Here is a 19,392-nt window from a genome sequence, read left to right on the forward strand (position 1 = left end):
AAGGGTCAGGCCGCGATCCCGACCGCCTGCGAGGCGGCCGGCGCCAGGGCCAGTTCGAGCACCTGGCGGACGTCCGTGACCGGGTGGACGTCGAGCTTCGCCAGGACCTCGGCGGGCACGTCGTCCAGGTCGGGCTCGTTCCGCTTGGGGATGATCACCGTGGTGGCCCCCGCCCGGTGCGCCGCGAGCAGCTTCTGCTTCAGGCCGCCGATGGGCAGGACCCGCCCGGTCAGCGAGACCTCACCGGTCATCGCCACCTCGGGCCGCACCTGCCGTCCGCTCAGCAGCGACGCCAGGGCGGTCGTCATGGTGATGCCCGCGCTCGGCCCGTCCTTGGGCACCGCGCCCGCCGGGATGTGCAGGTGGACGCCGCGCTCCTTCAGGTCGCCGACCGGCAGCTCCAGCTCCGCGCCGCGCGAGCGCAGGTAGGACAGCGCGATCCTGGCGGACTCCTTCATCACGTCGCCCAGCTGGCCCGTCAGGGTCAGCCCGGCGCCGCCGGTCTCCGGGTCGGCCAGGGACGCCTCGATGAAGAGGACGTCACCGCCCGCGCCCGTGACCGCGAGGCCCGTCGCGACGCCGGGGACGGCCGTACGCCGCTCCGCCGGCTCCTGCGCCGACTCCGGCGTGTGGTGCGGCCTGCCGATCAGCTCCCGCAGCGCACCGGCCGTGACGGTGTACGGCAGGTCCTGCTCGCCCAGCTCGGCGCGCGCGGCGACCTTCCGGAGCAGCCGGGCGACCAGCCGCTCCAGGCTCCGCACGCCCGCCTCACGGGTGTACTCGCCCGCCAGCTTCCTGAGGACCTCGTCCTCCAGCGTGACCTCGCCCCCGGTCAGACCGGCGCGCTCCAGCTGCCGGGGCAGCAGGTGGTCGCGGGCGATGACGACCTTCTCGTCCTCGGTGTAGCCGTCGAGCCGCACCAGCTCCATCCGGTCGAGCAGCGGCTCGGGAATGGCCTCCAGGACGTTCGCCGTGGCCAGGAAGACCACGTCGGACAGGTCCAGGTCCACTTCCAGGTAGTGGTCGCGGAAGGTGTGGTTCTGCGCGGGGTCGAGCACTTCGAGCAGCGCCGCGGCCGGGTCGCCGCGGAAGTCGCTGCCGACCTTGTCGATCTCGTCGAGCAGGACCACCGGGTTCATCGAGCCGGCCTCCCTGACGGCCCGCACGATACGCCCCGGCAGCGCGCCGACGTACGTACGCCGGTGGCCGCGGATCTCCGCCTCGTCGCGGACGCCGCCGAGCGCGACGCGGACGAACTTCCGGCCCATCGCGCGGGCGACGCTCTCGCCGAGCGACGTCTTGCCGACGCCGGGCGGGCCGACCAGCGCGAGCACCGCGCCGCCGCGCCGCCCGCCGACGACGCCGAGGCCCCGGTCGCCGCGCCGCTTGCGCACGGCGAGGTACTCGGTGATCCGCGCCTTCACGTCGTCCAGGCCCGCGTGGTCGGCGTCCAGCACGGCCTTGGCGCCCGCGATGTCGTACGCGTCCTCGGTGCGGACCTGCCACGGCAGCTCCAGCACGGTGTCCAGCCAGGTGCGTATCCAGCCGCCCTCGGGGCTCGCGTCCGAGGACCGCTCCAGCTTGTCGACCTCCTTGAGCGCCGCCTCGCGGACGTGCTCCGGCAGGTCGGCCGCCTCGACGCGGGCGCGGTAGTCGTCGCCGCCGTCAACCGCGTCGCCGCCCAGCTCGGCCAGTTCCTTGCGCACGGCGTCCAGCTGCCTGCGCAGCAGGAACTCGCGCTGCTGCTTCTCGACGCCGTCCTGCACGTCCTTGGCGATGGACTCGGCGACGTCCTCCTCGGCGAGGTGGTCGCTCAGCAGCTTGGTCGCGAGCCGCAGCCGCTCCACCGGGTCCACGGTGCGCAGCAGCGACAGGCGCTGCTCGACGCTGAGGAACGGGGAGTACCCCGCGTTGTCCGCCAGCGCGCCCGGGTCCTCGATCTGGGCGACGCGGTCCACGACCTGCCAGGCCCCGCGCTTGCGCAGCCAGGACGTCGTGAGCGCCTTGTACTCCTTGACCAGCTCGGTGACGGCGCCAGGCAGCGGGCTCGGCGTCACCTCGGCGACGGGCGTGCCCTCCACCCACAGCGCGGCGCCGGGGCCCGTGGTACCCGCGCCGATGCGCACGCGGCGCAGACCGCGCACCAGCGCGCCGGGGTCGCCGTCGGCAAGCCGTCCGACCTGCTCCACACGGCCCAGCACGCCGATGTCCGCGTACGAACCGGCCACGCGCGGCACCAGCAGCACCCGGGGCTTCTCCCCGCGCGGCGCGGCGGCCTGGGCGGCCTCCACGGCGGCGCGCACCTCTGCATCCGACAGCTCCAGTGGCACGACCATCCCTGGCAGCACCACCTCGTCATCCAGCGGCAGCACGGGCAGGGTGAGTGCGTCGAACGACGAAGTCATGAACTCTCCCTAGTCAGGCTAATTGAGCTATGCAGACTCAATGCTCGGGGCTTCCCAGATGTTCCCCGGCCCGGAGCTGTTCGCTCTGAGCGATCAATCGCCCGGGAAACCGTGACGCGCCCCCACGCCGCCACCCGGGGGAACGCCCGGACCGCCGCGAGGCTTCCCCGCGTACGCGGGCGCCCGTACGCGGGCATGCCACCGCACCGGCCCGTGCGGGCACGGGCCGGTGCGGTGGACGGTGGGCGTGGAAAGAGAGGCAGGTGAGAGGGGAAGCGCCGGTCAGGCCGTCACAGCTCGCGCAGCACCCGTACGAGGAACGCCTCCGTCGCCGTCGGCGGCTCCGCCTCGACGACCAGGCGGTTCATCATGTGCCGGTACAGCTCCACCTCGGCCGGCTTGTCGGGGTAGACGCCGCCGGTCAGCTGCTCCAGGTACACGACGTCGGGCAGGTCGCCGCCCGGCGGGCGCAGCACCGTCACGGGGCCGCCGACCGCCGGGTGGCCGCCCGCCGCGAACGGCATCACCTGGATCGTGACGTGCGGCAGCCGCCCCACCTCGATCAGGTGCTCCAGCTGCGCCCGCATCAGCGCGACGCCGCCCATCGGCCGCCGCAGCGCCGCCTCGTCGATGACGGCCCACAGGTGCGGCGGGCGGCCGCGCTCCAGGACCCTGCGCCGCTCCATCCGCAGCCGGAGGCGCCGCTCGGCACGCTCCTCCGCCGTGTCAGGACCGAGCCGCAGGACGGCTCGCGCGTATCCCTCGGTCTGGAGCAGTCCGGGGACGAACTGGAGTTCGTAGGCCCGGATGACGGTGGCGGCCTGTTCGAGCCCGAGGTAGACGTTCAGCCAGCTCGGCACGATGTCGTGGTAGACGTGCCACCAGCCCGGCACGTTGCTCTGCCGCGCCAGGGCGAGGAGCGTCGCGCGCTCGGCCTCGTCGGTGACGCCGTAGAGCGTCAGCAGGTCCTCGACGTCGCGCGGCTTGAAGCCGGTGCGCCCCATCTCCAGCCTGCTGATCTTGGAGTGCGAGGCGCGGATGCGGCGTCCCGCCTCCAGGCCGGTGATGCCGCTCTCCTCGCGCAGCCGCCGCAGGCGGGCGCCGAGGATCATGCGCGGTACGGTCGGTCCCGTCCCCCGGTGGCCGGGGAAGTCCGGGGAGCGGACGAGGTCGCGCTCGCCGATGGCCTCTTCCTGGCGCGTCACGCCCATGTCTGCTCCCATCGCAGTAGCGGCGAGCGGCCAACTGTACTAAAGGCGCCCCTCCGGGAAAGGTAGTGGTGTCACGGAATTCGTCCAACTGCCGTCCACCGCCCGCCCGTCGGCGCTCCGCCAACCGCCGTGCCCGGCGCGGTGGTGATGACGTGGCACGCCCGGCGGCCTACGGTGGCGGCATGACCTCCCGTACCCACGCGGTGACGAACCAGCCCCCGCCACTGGCCGGATACGACGTCTTCGGACAGGACGCCGCCCTGGCGGAGGGGGTTGCCCGGTACGCGGCGCCCGATGCCGCCGGCGGGATCGCCGACGCGCTCGGCGGGCTGGGGCGCCTCGCCGGCTCCGCCGAGGCGCAGGAGTGGGGGACGCGGGCGAACGCGCAGCCGCCCGTGCTGCGCACCCACGACCGGTACGGGCACCGCGTGGACGAGGTGGAGTTCCACCCGGCGTGGCACACGCTGCTCGACCGCGCGGTCGGCGCCGGGCTGACCGACGCGTGGTCGGGCCCGAGCGGGCAACTGCGGCGCACCGCCGGGTTCCTGGTGTGGACCCAGGTCGAGGCGGGACACCTGTGCCCCGTCTCCATGACGCACGCCGCCGTGCCGGCCCTGCGCGCCGAACCCGACCTGGCCCGCACATGGACGCCGCTGCTGACGTCGCACGCGTACGAGCCGGGGCTGCGGCCCGTCGCGGAGAAGCGGGGCGCGCTCGCCGGGATGGGCATGACGGAGAAGCAGGGCGGCTCCGACGTGCGGGCGAACACGACGCGCGCCGAACCGCTGTCCGAGCCGGGGGCGTACGCCCTCACCGGCCACAAGTGGTTCTGCTCCGCGCCGATGTCGGACGCGTTCCTGGTCCTGGCGCAGGCCCCCGGCGGCCTCACCTGCTTCCTCCTCCCCCGCGTGCTGCCCGACGGGACGCGCAACGCCTTCCGCCTCCAGCGCCTCAAGGACAAGCTCGGCGACCGGTCGAACGCGTCGTCCGAGGTCGAGTTCGACGGCTCCACGGTGGCCTGGCGGGTGGGCGAGGAGGGCCGGGGGGTGGCGACGATCATCGAGATGGTCGCGGCGACCCGGCTGGACTGCGTGACGGGCTCGGCGGCGGTGATGCGGCAGGCGGTGGCGCAGGCGCTGCACCACGCGGCGCACCGCTCGGCGTTCGGCGGGCCGCTGATCGGGCAGCCGCTGATGCGGAACGTGCTGGCCGACCTGGCGCTGGAGTCGGAGGCGGCCACGGCGCTGGCGCTGCGCCTCGCGGCGGCGTACGACGGCGCGGCGGCGGGCAGCGCGCAGGAGCGGCACCTGCTGCGGCTGGCGCTGCCCGCCGCCAAGTACTGGGTGACGAAGCGCTGCACGCCGGTGGTCGCCGAGGCGCTCGAATGCCTGGGCGGGAACGGCTACGTCGAGGAGTCGGGGATGCCCCGGCTGCTGCGGCAGTCGCCGCTCAACTCCATCTGGGAGGGCTCGGGCAACGTGCAGGCGCTCGACGCGCTGCGCGCGCTGCGCCGCGAGCCGGGCGCGCTGAACGCGTACCTGACCGAGGTCGGGCTCGCGGCGGGCGCCGACCACCGGCTGGACGCGGCCATCAAGGACGTACTGACCGAACTGTCCGACCTGGACGGCGTCGAGGGCCGCGCGCGGCGCCTGGTGGAGCGGCTGGCGCGCGTCCTCCAGGGGGCGCTGCTGGTGCGGCACGCCCCGGCTGCGGTGGCGGACGCGTTCTGCGCGGCGCGTCTCGGCGGCGAGGGGGGCGCTGCGTTCGGCACGCTGCCCGGCGGCGCCGACGTGGCGGCGATCGTGGACCGGGCGCGTCCGCGCGTCGGGTAGCGTGGCACGGCAACAGCGCATGGCACACCGCCCCCACGGACACGGAACGTCCCCCCGTCCGCGACCAAGGGTGACCGCTTCCACGCCGGTCTCACCAGTTGGGACCAGGCCGTCCACATAGCGGGCACCGGTGGACTCGGACGTAACACCGTGCCACGCTGCCGTCATGTCTGAAGCTGGTACGCCCCTGGTGAGTCGACGCCACGTCGATCTCGGTCGCACGTCCAGCGCCATCTGTCCGGCGGACTGAGCCGCGGCCCCGCCCGTCCCGGTTCCCTGCCCACGCTCCTCCCCGGACCCTCCGTTCCCCGCACCGCCACGACTCTGTCCCGGTGCCCGCACAGCCGCGGGCCGCCTCGGGCCGGAGCCGCCCTGCTGCCTGCAGAAAGACAACGACGCGACATGTCCGACAGCGCGAAGAAGCCCACCGCCCCGCCCCGCCGCAAGGCCGGCCGCCACCGCGGCGAGGGCCAGTGGGCGGCGGGCCACCTCACGCCGCTCAACGGGAACGAGCAGTTCAAGAAGGACGACGACGGCCTGAACGTCCGCACCCGCATCGAGACGGTCTACGCGCAGCGGGGCTTCGACGCGATCGACCCCAACGACCTGCGCGGCCGTATGCGCTGGTGGGGCCTGTACACCCAGCGCCGCCCCGGGATCGACGGCGGCAAGACGGCGATCCTGGAGCCGGAGGAGCTGGACGACGAGTACTTCATGCTCCGCGTCCGGATCGACGGCGGGCGGCTCACGACCGGGCAGTTGCGCGTGATCGGGGAGATCTCGCAGGAGTTCGCGCGCGGCACCGCCGACATCACCGACCGGCAGAACATCCAGTACCACTGGATCCGCATCGAGGACATGCCGGAGATCTGGCGGCGGCTCGAAGGGGTGGGCCTGTCCACCACCGAGGCGTGCGGCGACACCCCGCGCGTGATCGTCGGCTCGCCCGTGGCCGGGATCGCCGCCGACGAGATCATCGACGGGACGCCCGCGATCGACGCGATCCAGCGCCGCGTGGTCGGCAACAAGGCGTACTCCAACCTGCCGCGGAAGTTCAAGACGGCCGTCTCGGGCTCGCCGCTGCTCGACGTGGCGCACGAGATCAACGACGTCGCGTTCGTCGGCGTGGACCACCCGGAGCACGGCCCCGGCTTCGACGTGTGGGTCGGCGGCGGCCTGTCCACGAACCCGCGCATCGGCGAACGGCTCGGCGCCTGGGTGCCGCTGGACGAGGTGGCCGACGTCCACGAGGGCATCATCGGCCTCTTCCGCGACTACGGCTACCGCAGGCTGCGGACGCGGGCGCGCATCAAGTTCCTGCTCGCCGACTGGGGCGCGGAGAAGTTCCGCGAGGTGCTGGAGAAGGAGTACCTGCTGCGCCGCATGATCGACGGCCCGGCGCCCGAACAGCCCGTCCACGCCTGGCGCGACCACGTCGGCGTCCACCGGCAGAACGACGGGCGGTACTACGTCGGCTTCGCCCCGGTCGTCGGCCGCGTGGACGGCGGGACGCTCGCCAAGATCGCCGAACTCGCCGAGGCGCACGGCTCGGGGCGCGTGCGCACCACCGTGCAGCAGAAGATGCTGATCCTGGACGTGCCCGAGGAGCGGACCGCCTCGCTCGCCGAGGGCCTGGCGGCGCTCGGCCTGACGACGGAGCCCTCGGTCTTCCGGCGCGGCACGATGGCCTGCACCGGCATCGAGTTCTGCAAGCTGGCGATCGTCGAGACCAAGGCACGGGCCGCCTGGCTCATCGAGGAGATGGAGCGCAGGCTCCCCGGCTTCGACGAGCCGCTGACGATCAACGTCAACGGCTGCCCCAACTCCTGCGCCCGTATCCAGATCGCGGACATCGGTCTCAAGGGGCAGCTGGTCCTGGACGACGAGGGCCGCCAGGTGGAGGGCTTCCAGGTGCACCTGGGCGGCTCGCTCGGCCTCGACCCGGGCTTCGGCCGCAAGGTGCGCGGCCTCAAGGTGACGTCCGAGGGCCTCGCCGACTACGTGGAGCGCGTCCTGCGCGCCTACCTGGCCGACCGCGAGCCCGGCGAGCGGTTCGCCACCTGGGTCACCCGCGCCGACGAGGGGGCACTGGCGTGAGCGAGCGTGCGGCCCCGTTCTACTGCCCCTACTGCGGCGACGAGGACCTGCGCCCCAGCGAGGAGGGGCACGGCGCGTGGGAGTGCGCGGCCTGCAACCGCGCGTTCCGCCTGTCGTTCCTCGGCCTGCTGGCGAAGGGCCTGCGCACCACCGGCCGCGACGGCGACGGCACGACGGGCTGACCCGCACCCCCGCCGCCACCCCAAGCCACCCAGCCACCCAGCCACCCAGCCGAGCCGAGGAGACGGACACGATGAGCATCGCCACCGCCGGGCAGCCGCGCCACGCGGACGAGCTGCGGCTGCTCGCCGAACGCGCCGGGCACGACCTGGAGGACGCCCCCGCGCTCGACGTCCTGCGCTGGGCGGCCGGGACGTTCGGCCCGCGCCTGTGCGTCACCGCGTCGATGGCGGACGCCGTCGTCGCCCACCTGGCGGCCCGCGCGCGCCCCGGCATCGACGTCGTCTTCCTCGACACGGGCTACCACTTCCCCGAGACCATCGGCACGCGCGACGCGGTGGCGGCCGTGATGGACGTCAACGTCATCTCCCTGACGCCGCGCCAGTCCGTCGCCGAGCAGGACGCCGAGTACGGCCCGGAGCTGCACGACCGCGACCCCGACCTGTGCTGCGCGCTCCGCAAGGTGCGGCCGCTCGCCGAAGGACTGGCCGGCTACGACGCGTGGGCCACGGGCCTGCGCCGCGACGAGTCCCCCTCCCGGGCCGACACGCCCGTCGTGAGTTGGGACGAACGCCGCGGAAAGGTGAAGATTGCCCCGATAGCCCGGTGGACGGAGGAGGACGTCGACGCCTATGTGGCCGAACACGGCGTCCTCACCAACCCCCTGCTCCAGGACGGCTACACCTCCGTGGGCTGCGCCCCCTGCACCCGGCGCACGCTCGCCGGGGAGGACGCGCGGGCCGGCCGCTGGGCGGGCCTGGCGAAGACCGAGTGCGGACTGCACGGATGAGACCCACCCGACCGACCACCCGACCGACCACCAACCGACAGCGAGGAAGCGGGAGATGAGCGAGAACGCCCAGGGCGCCACCATCTGGCTCACCGGTCTGCCCAGCGCGGGCAAGACCACCGTCGCCCGCGCGCTGGCCGCGCGCCTGACGGCCGCGGGACGGCGCGTCGAGGTGCTGGACGGCGACGAGATCCGCGAGTTCCTCTCCGCGGGCCTCGGCTTCACGCGCGAGGACCGGCACGTCAACGTGCAGCGGATCGGCTTCGTCGCCGAACTGCTGTCGTCGCACGGCGTGCTGACGCTCGTGCCGGTCATCGCGCCGTACGCCGACAGCCGCGAGGCCGTCCGCAAGCGCCACCAGGCCGAGGGCACCGGCTATGTCGAGGTGCACGTCGCGACGCCCGTCGAGGTCTGCTCGCGGCGGGACGTGAAGGGCCTGTACGCGCGCCAGGCCGCCGGCGAACTGACCGGCCTCACCGGCGTGGACGACCCGTACGAGCCCCCCGCCGACCCCGACCTGCGCCTGGAGACGGACGGCAGGACCGTGGACGAGTCCGCCGACGCCCTGTACGCCCTGCTCGCCTCCCGGGGGCTGCTGTGAGCGGCACGCCGCCCCTGGAGGACGGACGACCGAGGAAGGAGAGCAGCGTGACGCCCGCTGCTGACAACGGCGACGGCGGCCCGTACGCGCTGCCGCACCTGGACGTGCTGGAGTCCGAGGCCGTCCACATCTTCCGCGAGGTGGCGGGCGAGTTCGAGCGGCCGGTGATCCTCTTCTCCGGCGGCAAGGACTCGATCGTCATGCTGCACCTGGCGCTGAAGGCGTTCGCGCCCGCGCCGCTGCCGTTCGCGCTGCTGCACGTGGACACCGGGCACAACTTCCCCGAGGTCATGGACTACCGCGACCGCGTCGTCGCGCAGCACGGGCTGCGGCTGCACGTCGCGCTCGTGCAGGAGTTCATCGACAGCGGGCGGCTGCGGGAGCGCCCCGACGGGACGCGCAACCCGCTCCAGACCGTGCCGCTGCTCGACGCGATCGAACAGCACCGTTTCGACGCCGTGTTCGGCGGCGGGCGGCGCGACGAGGAGAAGGCGCGCGCGAAGGAGCGGGTGTTCTCGCTGCGCGACGAGTTCGGCGGCTGGGACCCGCGCCGCCAGCGCCCCGAGCTGTGGCAGCTCTACAACGGCCGCCACGCGCCCGGCGAGCACGTCCGCGTCTTCCCGCTGTCCAACTGGACCGAGCTGGACGTCTGGCAGTACATCGCGCGCGAGAAGATCGAGATCCCGGAGATCTACTACGCGCACGAACGCGACGTCTTCGCCCGCTCCGGCATGTGGCTGGCCCCCGGCGGCTGGGGCGGTCCCGGCGACGGCGAGACGCTGACGCGCCGCACGGTCCGCTACCGCACCGTGGGCGACATGTCCTGCACCGGCGCGGTGGAGTCGGACGCGGCGACGATCGAGCAGATCATCACCGAGATCGCCGCCTCGCGCCTGACCGAGCGCGGGGCGACCCGGGCCGACGACAAGCTGTCGGAGGCCGCCATGGAGGACCGCAAGCGCGAGGGGTACTTCTGACCATGACCGGTGAGACGACCGGCGCCGCCATCGGCCTGGACGCCACGTCCCTGCTGCGCTTCGCCACCGCCGGCTCGGTGGACGACGGCAAGTCCACGCTCGTCGGGCGGCTGCTGCACGACTCCAAGTCCGTGCTCGCGGACCAGCTGGAGGCCGTCGAGCTGGCGTCCCGCAACCGGGGCGCCGACTCCGTGGACCTCGCGCTGCTGACCGACGGCCTGCGCGCCGAGCGCGAGCAGGGCATCACGATCGACGTGGCCTACCGCTACTTCGCCACGCCGCGCCGCCGCTTCATCCTGGCCGACACGCCGGGCCACGTGCAGTACACGCGCAACATGGTCACCGGCGCGTCCACCGCCGAGCTGGCCATCATCCTCGTGGACGCGCGCAACGGCGTGGTCGAGCAGACCCGCAGGCACGCCGCCGTCGCCGCGCTGCTGCGCGTGCCGCACGTCGTGCTGGCCGTCAACAAGATGGACCTCGCGGGCTACGCCGAGCGCGTCTTCGCGGACATCGCCGGGGAGTTCGGCGCGTACGCCGCGTCCCTCGGCATCCCCGAGGTGACGGCCATCCCGATCTCGGCCCTCGCCGGGGACAACGTGGTGACGCCCTCCGCGACGATGGACTGGTACGGCGGCCCGACCGTCCTCGAACACCTGGAGACCGTCCCGGTGACGCGGGACCCCTCGGGCGACCCGGCGCGCTTCCCCGTGCAGTACGTCATCCGCCCGCAGACCGCCGAGCACCCCGACTTCCGGGGCTACGCGGGGCAGATCGCCTCGGGCGTGCTGCGTGTCGGCGAGCGCGTGGTCGTCCAGCCGTCCGGGCTGACCAGCACGATCGAGCGGATCGACGTGCTCGGCCAGTCCGTGGACATCGCCTGGGCGCCGCAGTCGGTGACGCTGACGCTCGCCGACGACCTGGACATCTCGCGCGGCGACCTGCTCGCCCCGGCGGCGGGCGCCGTCACGCCGGGCCAGGACGTCACCGCGACCGTCTGCCACCTCCACGACCGCCCGCTGGTGCCGGGCGCGCGGGTGCTGCTGAAGCACGCGACGCGCACGGTGAAGGCGATCGTGAAGGAGATCCCGTCGCGCCTGACGCTGGACGACCTGTCCCAGCACGCGGACCCGGGCGCGCTGGCCGCGAACGACATCGGCCGCGTCGTGATCCGCACCGCCGAGCCGCTGGCGCTGGACGCGTACGCCGCGTCGCGCTCGACCGGTTCTTTCCTCCTGATCGACCCGGCGGACGGCGCGACGCTGACCGCGGGGATGTCCGGCGAGGCCTTCGCCGGCGGTACGGCCGCGTCCGCCCCGGTGGCGGCGGACGGCGACGGGGACGGGTGGGCGTTCTGACATGAACGGGCTGGCGGGGGACGCCTTCTCGACGTTCGCGAAGGAAGGCGGGCGCATAGGCAGCGGAGCGCTCGGGAGCGGCCAGGGCGGCATCGGGCGATGTGCGCGCTGAGGTGACCGGGGTACTCCCCGCTCCCCTCAGCGCCCACGCCCCCTGTCCGACGCACGCACTCCGACGCACGTTCCCCGTTCTCCGAGAGGACCCTTCACCGTGACCGCCACGCGCGCACGCCTGTCCAGACCCGCCCGCCGCCTGTTCTCGGCAGCCCTCGCCGTCCCGCTGCTGGCGCTCGCCGCCTGCGGCTACGGCTCCGACGCCGAGGACGACGGCGACGACGCCCCGACGAGCAGCGAGAGCGCCGGGGGCCCCGCCCTGTCGGCGGACGAGGTGACGATCGGCTACTTCGCCAACATCACGCACGCCACCGCCGTCGTCGGCCTCCAGGAGGACGGCGGCCTCATCCGCCAGGAGCTCGGCGGCACCGAGATCGGCACCCAGGTCTTCAACGCGGGCCCGTCCGCCATCGAGGCGCTGAACGCCGGCGAGGTGGACGTCACCTTCATCGGCCCGAACCCGGCCATCAACGGCTGGGCCCAGTCCGGCGGCCAGAGCCTGCGCATCGTCGCCGGGGCGGCCTCCGGCGGCGCCTCGCTGGTGGTGAACCCGGACACCGTCGGGAGCCTGGACGACCTCGCGGGCGCCCGCATCGCGACGCCGCAGCTCGGCAACACCCAGGACGTCGCGCTCCTCAACTACCTGGCCCAGGAGGGCTACGAGGTCGATCCCGAGTCCGGCGAGGGCGACGTCTCGGTGCTGCGCATCGCGAACGCCGAGATCCCCGCCGCGTTCGAGGGCGGCGACATCGACGGCGCCTGGGTGCCCGAGCCCACGGCGGCCAACCTCGTCAGCCGCGGCGCGGAGACGCTCCTCGACGAGGGCGAGCTGTGGGACAACGGGCAGTACGTCGTCACCCACGTGATCGCCGCCCAGGGCTTCCTGGAGGAGCACCCGGACGTGGTCGAGGCGATCGTGCGCGGCGTCGTCCACACGAACGCGTGGATCAACGAGCACCCGGACGAGGCAAAGTCGGCCTTCAACTCCGCCCTCGCCGCGCTGCCGGGCGGCAGCGAGCTGCCCGCCGATGTCCTCGACCCGGCCTTCGGGCACGTCGAGTTCCTCAACGACCCGCTGGCCGCCACGCTGGAGACCGGCGCGGACAACGCGGTGAACGCGGGACTGCTTGAGGAGACGGACCTCGGCGGTATCTACGACCTGTCGATCCTGAACGGCGTGCTGGCCGACGAGGGCCTGCCCGAGGTGGACGACGCCGGTCTCGGCGTCGAGGACTGACCCGCCCCGGCCCGTCCCGCCCGCACCCGTAGCCCACCTGTGGAGGTGACACCGATGGCCCTCGCCCTCGACACGCCGGACGGCGGCGGCGCTACCGCCGCGCCGGCGTCCGCCGTACGGCTGGACCACGTCTCGAAGTCCTTCGGCCGTCCCGGCCGTCAGCAGCTGGTCCTGGACGACATCACGCTCGATGTCGCCCCCGGCGAGTTCGTCACCCTCATCGGTGCCTCGGGCTGCGGCAAGTCCACGCTGCTCAACCTGGTCGCGGGCCTCGACGCGGCGTCCGCCGGGACCATCACGGTCCCCGGCGGGCGCCCGGCCCTGATGTTCCAGGAGCACGCCCTGTTCCCCTGGCTGACGGCCGGGCGGAACATCGAACTGGCCCTGCGCCTGCGCGGCCTGCCCAAGGCGGAACGCCGGCCCGAGGCCGAGCGGCTGCTCGCGCTCGTGCGGCTCCAGGGCGCGTACGGCAAGCGGGTGCACGAGCTGTCCGGCGGCATGCGCCAGCGCGTGGCCCTGGCACGCGCGCTGGCGCAGGACAGCCAACTCCTGCTGATGGACGAGCCGTTCGCCGCGCTCGACGCCATCACGCGGGACGTGCTGCACGAGGAGCTGACCCGCATCTGGAGCGAGACGGGCGTCTCCGTGCTCTTCGTGACGCACAACGTGCGGGAGGCCGTACGGCTCGCGCAGCGCGTCATCCTGCTGTCGTCGCGGCCCGGCCGCGTCGTCCACGAGTGGCAGGTCGCCATCGACCAGCCGCGCCGCATCGAGGACGCCGAGGTGTCGGCGCTCTCGGTCGCCATCACCGAACGGCTCCGGGAGGAGATCCGCCGCCATGGCCAGCAGTGACACCACCACCCCCGCTCCCGCGCCCGCGTCCAGCGACCTCGCGGGACTTGAGGCGGGGCTCGACGCGCTGGAGACCCCCACCGCGCCCGAGCGCGATCCCGGCCGCGTCTGGCGGGTCCTCGGCACCAAGGTCCTGCCGCCGCTGGTCGCGATCGCGCTCGTCCTGGCCGTCTGGCAGCTCGTCTACGCCGCCGAGGTCCAGCCGCACTACCTCCTGCCCGGACCGGCGGACGTGTGGGCCGAGGTCAACGAGATGTGGCGCGAGGGGACGCTGCTCGAATACATCTGGACCAGCACGTCACGCGGCGTCCTCGGCTTCCTGATCGCGGTGGCCGTCGGCACGCCGCTCGGCCTGCTGGTCGCGCGGGTGCGGCTGGTGCGGGCGGCGATCGGTCCGATCCTCACCGGCCTCCAGTCGCTGCCGTCGATCGCCTGGGTCCCGGCCGCGATCATCTGGTTCGGCCTGACCAACTCCACCATCTACGCGGTGGTGCTGCTCGGCGCGGTGCCGTCGATCGCGAACGGCATCGTGGCCGGCGTGGACCAGATCCCGCCGCTGTACCTGCGCGCGGGCCGCATGCTCGGCGCGCGCGGCCTCACCAGCGTCCGGCACATCCTGCTGCCCGCCGCCCTGCCCGGCTACCTGGCCGGGCTCAAGCAGGGCTGGGCGTTCTCCTGGCGCTCGCTGATGGCGGCCGAACTCATCGTCCACTCCCCCGACCTCGGCACCGGCCTCGGCCAGCTGATGGAGAACTACCGCACGCTCCAGAACATGTCGGGTGTCCTCGCGACGATCATCCTCATCCTGATCGTCGGCGTCGCCATCGACCTGCTCGTCTTCTCCCCGCTGGAGCGGCGCGTACTGCGCGGGCGGGGCCTGCTGGTCAGGTCCGCGTGACGCTGCTCGTCGTCGCGCACGGCAGCCGTGACCCCCGGCACGGGCAGACCGTCGCCGCGCTCACCGCGCGGGTGCGGCTCCTCGCGCCGGGCCTGCGGGTCGCCACCGGCTTCCTGGACTTCACGGCGCCGCGCGTCGAGGACGTGCTGGCCCGGCTGTACGCGGACGGCGAGCGCGATGTCGTGGCCGTCCCGCTGCTGCTGCGCCGGGCCTTCCACGCGCGGACCGACATCCCGGCCGTCCTCGCGAAGGCAACCGTCCGCATGCCGGGCCTCACCGTCCGGCAGGCGGACGTCCTCGGGCCCGACCCCCTGCTGCTGTCCGCGCTGGACCGGCGGCTCGCCGAGGCGGGCGCGGGCCCGGCGGGGCGGGCGGACACGGGGGTCGTCCTGGCGTCGGCGGGCTCCTCCGACCCCGGTACGGCGGCGGCGTTCGGGCAACTGGCGCGGCAGTGGCGGCGCGCGTCCGGCTGGGCGGCGGTGCTGCCCGCCTACGCGGCGACGGCGGGGCCGACGACCGCCGAGGCCGTACGGCTGCTGCGCGCGTCCGGCGTACGGCGGGTGGCGGTGGCGCCGTACGTGATCGCCCCGGGCCGCCTCCCGGACCGCATCCTGGCGGGCGCGCGCGAGGCCGGGGCCGACGTGGTCGCACCGGTGCTCGGCGCGGCACCGGAACTGGCGCGCACCGTCGTCGCCCGCTGGAGGACGGCGCGCGCGACGGGGGAGGTACAGCCGAACTGCATCGCGGTGTAAGGGAGTTGAAAGATCCTCCTCTCTTCCACCGGAGGTCCCCCTTGTCTCCCCGCTGTGTGACGGCCTCCGTGGCCGTCGGCACGCTCACCCCGTACGGCAGCGGCCGCCTCCTGGAGTACGAGAAGAGAAGTGAAGTGCCGTCCGTGGGCACGATGCTGTACGTCGGAACGTGGAGCGAGTCCGACGAGCCGGTGGAGATCACCCCGCCCGATCCCGGCTCGGTCGTGGAACTCGATGCGCCGGAGGACGAGTTGGGGCAGCTCCCGCTGCCGGGCGGCGGGCTCGTTGCCTGACCTGGCGGGTCCGCGCGGCTGACAGGCGGGGGGTGGCGGTGGTATCGATGGTGATCAGCAACGCCGTCGCACCGCGCCGCGCCCCCAACCGGCCGCGTACCGCGTGCGCGGGTCCCGGTCGGAGGTGTCGGTGTCGTGAACGAGCCCGCGGCGCTGGTCGGCGCCCATGTCTCGCGGATCGCCGTGGGTGAGCGGGTGCGCCTCGCGCTGACCGCGCACGACGCCCTGGGCGGGGTGCGCCTCGACGGGGAACTGGCGATCGCCGCCGAGTTCGTGATCCGCGACCCCGGCGGCGGTCGGCAGGTGCTCGTCCCGGGCAGCAGGCTGCCGCTCGCGCCGGTCCTCGACCTGTTCGCCAAGACGGTGAGCGGCGCCGCCGTCGGGGAGGACGGCGGCCTGGAGATCCGCTTCGACGACGGGACGTGCCTGCTGGTGGCGCCGCTCGCGGCGGCGGAGCCGTGGCGGCTGACGGCGACCGGCCCCTGAGCGGAGCGCCTGGACGGAACACCTGGACGAAGCACCGGCGGCGCCCCGTTCCCCAGGGCGGTGGGGGACGGAACGCCGCCGGTGCGGCTTGGCGGGTGCGCGCCGGATCAGGCGGCGGGCACGTACTTGTAGCCCACGCGCCGCACCGTCACGATGCGGTCCCGGTAGGCGGTCCCGAGCTTGCGGCGCAGGCGCGCGATGTGGACGTCCACGGTGCGCTGGTCGCCGACCGGGCCGTAGCCCCAGATCATCGCGACGAGCTGCTCGCGGCTGTACACGCGGTGCGGGTGCTTCACGAGGTGCGCCAGCAGCTCGAACTCCAGGTAGGTGAGCGGGACATGGCGTCCGTCCACGGTGACGGTCCGCTCGTCCGCGTCGACCGCGATGCCGCCGGTGCGCTGGGGGACGGCCGCCGGGGCGGTCGTCGCCGTGGGGACGGACGCGGCGAACAGCTCGCCGAGCCGGTCGGGCGCCGTGCCCGCCGGGGCGAGCACCAGGTAGCCGACCAGCGGGACGGTGGTGTCGCCGCCGACCGTCAGCGCGGGGTTCTGCGGGAGGACGGTGACGGTCACGTCGGAGAGCGCGGTCAGATCGGGAACGGTGGTGAGGTCGGGCAGGGCGGTGAGGTGCCGCATGATCGGCTCTCTTCCTCTGGTCGAATCAAACTGCTTGCCGGTGCCTTTCACGGGCGTGCGGAAGCCGAATTCCCGGCCGGCGTCCGCCCGGCCGGAACGCCCGGCCCGCGGTGACCTGTCCCGGAGAAAGCGCCGCCCCGGGGGAACCGTCCGCGAAAAGCGCTGTCCGGGCGCGGGAAACACCACGCCGGGCAGTGCCGGAATTGCGGAAGGGGTCCGGAGAGGACGGAGAGGGAGTCAGTGCGCGGGCGTCGGGAACGCCGCAGGGGCCGGGCTCGGTTCAGCGACCGGCGGCACAGATCGCGCTGGCCTGCCGCCGGAGATCGACGTGCAGCCGCGCCACGAGAACGTCAGCTTGACTCACGTTGACCGACAATGCCAGCAGTTCAGTTGACCGTCAAGGCGTGGGCGGATCGTCTCGGATACCGGACGTTCCCGTCCCGTGGCGGCGCGTGCACGGGGATTCCTGCCGCTTTCCCACCTTTCCACCCGCCCTGGAAGTCCCGCGCGTTCAGCACGTGGACACCGCTTGACCGGCCACCGGAAAGGCGGTAGATCTTTGCGCCATGCCGACCAGCAAGCGCCTGCACTCCAGGTGGCACGTGGACCTCGTCCGTGTCGCCAGCGCGCTGTGTCGTCGCGACCTCTGCCCCGGCCTTCGCTGAGGCACACGGTCGCGCCCGGATCTCCGCCGTGGGCGCGGCATGCCGTCATGGCCCTCCCCCGCCCCCCGCAGTCCCGACACACCCAGAACGAGGCATCATGTCCGCGCCCACGCCTGCCGCGCTCACCCCCGCCCAGCTGACCGCCACCGCCCGGGAGTTCGCCGCCCGGACCGACCTGTGGCAGCCCGCCGCCCGCTTCACCCCCGACCGCCGCTGGTACCGGCGTCTCGAACGCACCGACGACTTCGAGGTCTGGCTGCTGACCTGGCTGCCGGGGCAGGGCACCGAGATCCACAACCACGGCGGCTCGTCCGGCGCGTTCACCGTCGTGCAGGGCGCGCTGACCGAGCGGTCGTTCGGCGCCGACGAGCCGGTCACGCGCACGCTGGAGGCGGGCGGGCTGCGCTCGTTCGGCCCGACCTACGTCCACCAGGTCACCAACACCGGGGACGTCCCGGCCATCAGCGTCCACGCCTACGGCCCGGCGCTCACCGTCCAGTCGTACTTCGCCTGGGACGGCGCCCTCCAACTGCTGCGCACCGAGTCGGTGGACGACTGATGGCGACGCACGAGCCCGGCATCGACGCGTACCTCGACGCACAGCGCGCGCCCCTGGACCGCCTCGGTCCGCACGAGGCGCGGGCCGCCGTCGCGGAGGGCGCCGTCCTGGTCGACACGCGCCCGGAGTTCCAGCGCGCGGCGAGCGGGACGGTCCCGGGCGCGCTGATCATCGAGCGCAACCACCTGGAGTGGCGCCTCGACCCGTCGAGCGGCGCGTCCGTCCCGGAGGCGACGGGGCCCGGCGTGCGGTGGATCGTGTTCTGCGACGAGGGGTACGCGTCGTCGCTGGCGGCCGCGTCGCTACGGGCGATCGGCCTGTCCCGCGCGACGGACCTCGACGGCGGCTTCCAGGCGTGGCGCCGCGCGGGCCTGCCCGTCACCCCTCCGTAGCGGCCAGCAGCGCCGCGTCGGCCTCCGGCGTGAGGCCGAGCGGCGGGCGCGCCGGGTCGCGGGCGGGTCGTCCGGCCAGGCCGCGCAGCCACGCCCAGGTGTCGGCGACGGTCTCGCCGACCGGGCGGCAGCGCAGCCCCGTCGCGACGGCCCTGCCGGTGTCGGACCGGTGCAGCGCGTCGTGCGTCTCGCCGGGCGGCAGCCAGACGGGCAGTTCGGTCCACGGCTCGACCCCGGCCGCCGCGACGGCCTCCGGGGTGACCCAGCGCAGCTGCGCGTCGGCGCCGGTGACGCGGACGCAGGTGTCGAGCAGTTCGCCCATGGTGGTGTGGCCCGGCGGGCTGACGAGGTCATAGGGGCCCGACAGGCCGCGCGTGGCGGCGTCGAGTGTCCAGCGGGCCAGGTCGCGGACGTCCAGGTACTGGAGCGGCAGGTCGCGCGGGCCCGGCGCCGGGACCGGCCCGCCGCGCGCGATGCGGGTGAGCCACCAGGGGAGGCGCCCGACGTTCTCGTACGGGCCGAGCAGCAGTCCGCAGCGGACCAGGAGCGCCCGGTCGCCGAAGGCGGCCTCGGCCGCCAGTTCCCCGCCGCGCTTGTCGGCCGCGTAGTCGGTGGCGGCGGCGTCGGGCGAGCCGTCCGTGACGGGGCCGTCCTCGTCCAGCCCGGCCGCCGGTGGCCAGGTGTAGACGGACCGGCTGGAGACGTACGTGTAGTGCCCCGCGCGTCCGGCGAGCGCGCGGGCGGCGTCGCGGACGGCGGTGGGCGCACCGGACCAGGTGTCCACCACGAGGTCCCACTCCCCCTTCTCCGGTGCGGGCGGGCCGCCGCCCGTGCGGTCGCCGTGGAGCGAGGCCACGCCGGGGGGCGGGGCGTGTGTGCCCCGGTGGAAGGCGTCCACGGTCCAGCCGCGCGCGACGGCCTCCTCGGCGAGGGCGCGTCCGGCGAAGGCCGTTCCGCCCAGCATCAGCAGTCTCATGGGTCCACGATGGGCCAGGCGCGCGGCCGTCGGGAAGCGTGTCCTGCCGTCAGCAGAATCCCGCTGTCGGTCGACCGATTCT

The 19,392-nt window shown here is 74.0% G+C and carries 21 protein-coding genes and 1 pseudogene; 17 read left to right on the forward strand and 5 right to left on the reverse strand.

Annotated elements, in window-relative coordinates:
• Positions 1 to 5: 5 nt before the first annotated feature.
• Together lon and ACL02R_RS01835 are read right to left on the reverse strand one after the other, a co-directional pair.
• Entirely contained in the window at positions 6 to 2,405 is a 2,400-nt protein-coding gene (lon, locus tag ACL02R_RS01830; protein WP_412795016.1) for an endopeptidase La, read from the reverse strand.
• A gap of 290 nt (positions 2,406 to 2,695) precedes the next feature.
• Entirely contained in the window at positions 2,696 to 3,616 is a 921-nt protein-coding gene (locus ACL02R_RS01835; protein ID WP_412795017.1) for a helix-turn-helix domain-containing protein, read from the reverse strand.
• A 182-nt stretch (positions 3,617 to 3,798) separates the two neighbouring features.
• On the opposite strand from ACL02R_RS01835, the gene ACL02R_RS01840 reads away from it, so the two are divergent.
• The 14 genes and pseudogenes from ACL02R_RS01840 to ACL02R_RS01905 all read left to right on the forward strand — a co-directional run bounded on the left by ACL02R_RS01840 (position 3,799) and on the right by ACL02R_RS01905 (position 16,083).
• Complete coding sequence (locus ACL02R_RS01840) at positions 3,799 to 5,448, forward strand: acyl-CoA dehydrogenase family protein (RefSeq protein ID WP_412795018.1); 1,650 nt, start codon at positions 3,799 to 3,801, stop codon at positions 5,446 to 5,448.
• Between the two features lie 166 nt (positions 5,449 to 5,614).
• A complete protein-coding gene (locus ACL02R_RS01845; RefSeq protein ID WP_362965971.1) occupies positions 5,615 to 5,698 on the forward strand; it encodes a putative leader peptide in 84 nt (27 codons plus the stop codon).
• A 152-nt stretch (positions 5,699 to 5,850) separates the two neighbouring features.
• On the forward strand, positions 5,851 to 7,545 hold the full coding sequence (locus ACL02R_RS01850) for a nitrite/sulfite reductase (RefSeq protein ID WP_412795019.1): 1,695 nt from the start codon (positions 5,851 to 5,853) through the stop codon (positions 7,543 to 7,545).
• On the forward strand, positions 7,542 to 7,727 hold the full coding sequence (locus tag ACL02R_RS01855) for a hypothetical protein (RefSeq protein WP_412795020.1): 186 nt from the start codon (positions 7,542 to 7,544) through the stop codon (positions 7,725 to 7,727). Before ACL02R_RS01850 ends, ACL02R_RS01855 begins: the two co-directional genes overlap by 4 nt.
• A gap of 71 nt (positions 7,728 to 7,798) precedes the next feature.
• The gene (locus tag ACL02R_RS01860; RefSeq protein WP_412795021.1) at positions 7,799 to 8,515 is read left to right on the forward strand and encodes a phosphoadenylyl-sulfate reductase; all 717 of its coding nucleotides are present in this window, start codon (positions 7,799 to 7,801) and stop codon (positions 8,513 to 8,515) included.
• Between the two features lie 7 nt (positions 8,516 to 8,522).
• A pseudogene (cysC, locus tag ACL02R_RS01865) lies at positions 8,523 to 9,116 on the forward strand (adenylyl-sulfate kinase); the annotation flags it as partial.
• 47 nt (positions 9,117 to 9,163) lie between these two features.
• Positions 9,164 to 10,093, forward strand: coding sequence for a sulfate adenylyltransferase subunit CysD (cysD, locus tag ACL02R_RS01870; protein ID WP_412795022.1), 930 nt, complete (start codon positions 9,164 to 9,166; stop codon positions 10,091 to 10,093).
• A gap of 2 nt (positions 10,094 to 10,095) precedes the next feature.
• Entirely contained in the window at positions 10,096 to 11,451 is a 1,356-nt protein-coding gene (locus ACL02R_RS01875; RefSeq protein ID WP_412795023.1) for a sulfate adenylyltransferase subunit 1, read from the forward strand.
• 211 nt (positions 11,452 to 11,662) lie between these two features.
• The gene (locus ACL02R_RS01880; protein ID WP_412795024.1) at positions 11,663 to 12,802 is read left to right on the forward strand and encodes an aliphatic sulfonate ABC transporter substrate-binding protein; all 1,140 of its coding nucleotides are present in this window, start codon (positions 11,663 to 11,665) and stop codon (positions 12,800 to 12,802) included.
• A gap of 54 nt (positions 12,803 to 12,856) precedes the next feature.
• Positions 12,857 to 13,654 carry an ABC transporter ATP-binding protein gene (locus ACL02R_RS01885; protein WP_412795025.1) on the forward strand — a complete coding sequence of 266 codons (798 nt, stop codon included), beginning with the start codon at positions 12,857 to 12,859 and terminating at the stop codon, positions 13,652 to 13,654.
• Positions 13,641 to 14,552 carry an ABC transporter permease gene (locus tag ACL02R_RS01890; protein WP_412795026.1) on the forward strand — a complete coding sequence of 304 codons (912 nt, stop codon included), beginning with the start codon at positions 13,641 to 13,643 and terminating at the stop codon, positions 14,550 to 14,552. Before ACL02R_RS01885 ends, ACL02R_RS01890 begins: the two co-directional genes overlap by 14 nt.
• Entirely contained in the window at positions 14,549 to 15,304 is a 756-nt protein-coding gene (locus tag ACL02R_RS01895) for a sirohydrochlorin chelatase (RefSeq protein ID WP_412795027.1), read from the forward strand. Before ACL02R_RS01890 ends, ACL02R_RS01895 begins: the two co-directional genes overlap by 4 nt.
• Before the next feature lie 56 nt (positions 15,305 to 15,360).
• A complete protein-coding gene (locus ACL02R_RS01900; RefSeq protein WP_412795028.1) occupies positions 15,361 to 15,597 on the forward strand; it encodes a hypothetical protein in 237 nt (78 codons plus the stop codon).
• Between the two features lie 135 nt (positions 15,598 to 15,732).
• On the forward strand, positions 15,733 to 16,083 hold the full coding sequence (locus ACL02R_RS01905) for a DUF6188 family protein (protein WP_412795029.1): 351 nt from the start codon (positions 15,733 to 15,735) through the stop codon (positions 16,081 to 16,083).
• A gap of 107 nt (positions 16,084 to 16,190) precedes the next feature.
• Here ACL02R_RS01905 and ACL02R_RS01910 read toward each other — a convergent pair whose 3' ends face one another.
• On the reverse strand, positions 16,191 to 16,718 hold the full coding sequence (locus ACL02R_RS01910) for a winged helix-turn-helix domain-containing protein (protein ID WP_362965929.1): 528 nt from the start codon (positions 16,716 to 16,718) through the stop codon (positions 16,191 to 16,193).
• 280 nt (positions 16,719 to 16,998) lie between these two features.
• Positions 16,999 to 17,082: a putative leader peptide gene (locus tag ACL02R_RS01915; RefSeq protein WP_362965969.1), complete on the reverse strand. Its 84-nt coding sequence runs from the start codon at positions 17,080 to 17,082 to the stop codon at positions 16,999 to 17,001.
• Positions 17,083 to 17,284: 202 nt separating this feature from the next.
• Between ACL02R_RS01915 and ACL02R_RS01920 the strand changes: the two genes are divergently transcribed.
• From ACL02R_RS01920 to ACL02R_RS01930, 3 genes are all read left to right on the forward strand, one after another.
• On the forward strand, positions 17,285 to 17,383 hold the full coding sequence (locus ACL02R_RS01920) for a putative leader peptide (RefSeq protein WP_362965927.1): 99 nt from the start codon (positions 17,285 to 17,287) through the stop codon (positions 17,381 to 17,383).
• A 97-nt stretch (positions 17,384 to 17,480) separates the two neighbouring features.
• Positions 17,481 to 17,942: a cysteine dioxygenase gene (locus ACL02R_RS01925; RefSeq protein ID WP_412795030.1), complete on the forward strand. Its 462-nt coding sequence runs from the start codon at positions 17,481 to 17,483 to the stop codon at positions 17,940 to 17,942.
• Positions 17,942 to 18,334, forward strand: coding sequence for a rhodanese-like domain-containing protein (locus ACL02R_RS01930; RefSeq protein ID WP_362965923.1), 393 nt, complete (start codon positions 17,942 to 17,944; stop codon positions 18,332 to 18,334). Before ACL02R_RS01925 ends, ACL02R_RS01930 begins: the two co-directional genes overlap by 1 nt.
• On the opposite strand, the gene ACL02R_RS01935 is transcribed toward ACL02R_RS01930, so the two are convergent.
• Entirely contained in the window at positions 18,321 to 19,310 is a 990-nt protein-coding gene (locus ACL02R_RS01935; RefSeq protein ID WP_412795031.1) for an NAD-dependent epimerase/dehydratase family protein, read from the reverse strand. The genes ACL02R_RS01930 and ACL02R_RS01935 overlap by 14 nt on opposite strands.
• Positions 19,311 to 19,392: the final 82 nt, after the last annotated feature.

This window comes from Streptomyces sp. MS19 (assembly GCF_047200595.1).
Classification (GTDB): domain Bacteria; phylum Actinomycetota; class Actinomycetes; order Streptomycetales; family Streptomycetaceae; genus Streptomyces.

Bases quoted from the DNA above. Each gene is read 5' to 3' on its own strand.
- lon (WP_412795016.1), bottom strand. From the start codon at position 2,405: ATGACTTCGTCGTTCGACGCACTCACCCTGCCCGTGCTGCCGCTGGAT.
- ACL02R_RS01835 (WP_412795017.1), bottom strand. From the start codon at position 3,616: ATGGGCGTGACGCGCCAGGAAGAGGCCATCGGCGAGCGCGACCTCGTC.
- ACL02R_RS01840 (WP_412795018.1), top strand. From the start codon at position 3,799: ATGACCTCCCGTACCCACGCGGTGACGAACCAGCCCCCGCCACTGGCC.
- ACL02R_RS01845 (WP_362965971.1), top strand. From the start codon at position 5,615: ATGTCTGAAGCTGGTACGCCCCTGGTGAGTCGACGCCACGTCGATCTC.
- ACL02R_RS01850 (WP_412795019.1), top strand. From the start codon at position 5,851: ATGTCCGACAGCGCGAAGAAGCCCACCGCCCCGCCCCGCCGCAAGGCC.
- ACL02R_RS01860 (WP_412795021.1), top strand. From the start codon at position 7,799: ATGAGCATCGCCACCGCCGGGCAGCCGCGCCACGCGGACGAGCTGCGG.
- ACL02R_RS01875 (WP_412795023.1), top strand. From the start codon at position 10,096: ATGACCGGTGAGACGACCGGCGCCGCCATCGGCCTGGACGCCACGTCC.
- ACL02R_RS01885 (WP_412795025.1), top strand. From the start codon at position 12,857: ATGGCCCTCGCCCTCGACACGCCGGACGGCGGCGGCGCTACCGCCGCG.
- ACL02R_RS01890 (WP_412795026.1), top strand. From the start codon at position 13,641: ATGGCCAGCAGTGACACCACCACCCCCGCTCCCGCGCCCGCGTCCAGC.
- ACL02R_RS01910 (WP_362965929.1), bottom strand. From the start codon at position 16,718: ATGCGGCACCTCACCGCCCTGCCCGACCTCACCACCGTTCCCGATCTG.
- ACL02R_RS01920 (WP_362965927.1), top strand. From the start codon at position 17,285: ATGCCGACCAGCAAGCGCCTGCACTCCAGGTGGCACGTGGACCTCGTC.
- ACL02R_RS01925 (WP_412795030.1), top strand. From the start codon at position 17,481: ATGTCCGCGCCCACGCCTGCCGCGCTCACCCCCGCCCAGCTGACCGCC.
- ACL02R_RS01930 (WP_362965923.1), top strand. From the start codon at position 17,942: ATGGCGACGCACGAGCCCGGCATCGACGCGTACCTCGACGCACAGCGC.
- ACL02R_RS01935 (WP_412795031.1), bottom strand. From the start codon at position 19,310: ATGAGACTGCTGATGCTGGGCGGAACGGCCTTCGCCGGACGCGCCCTC.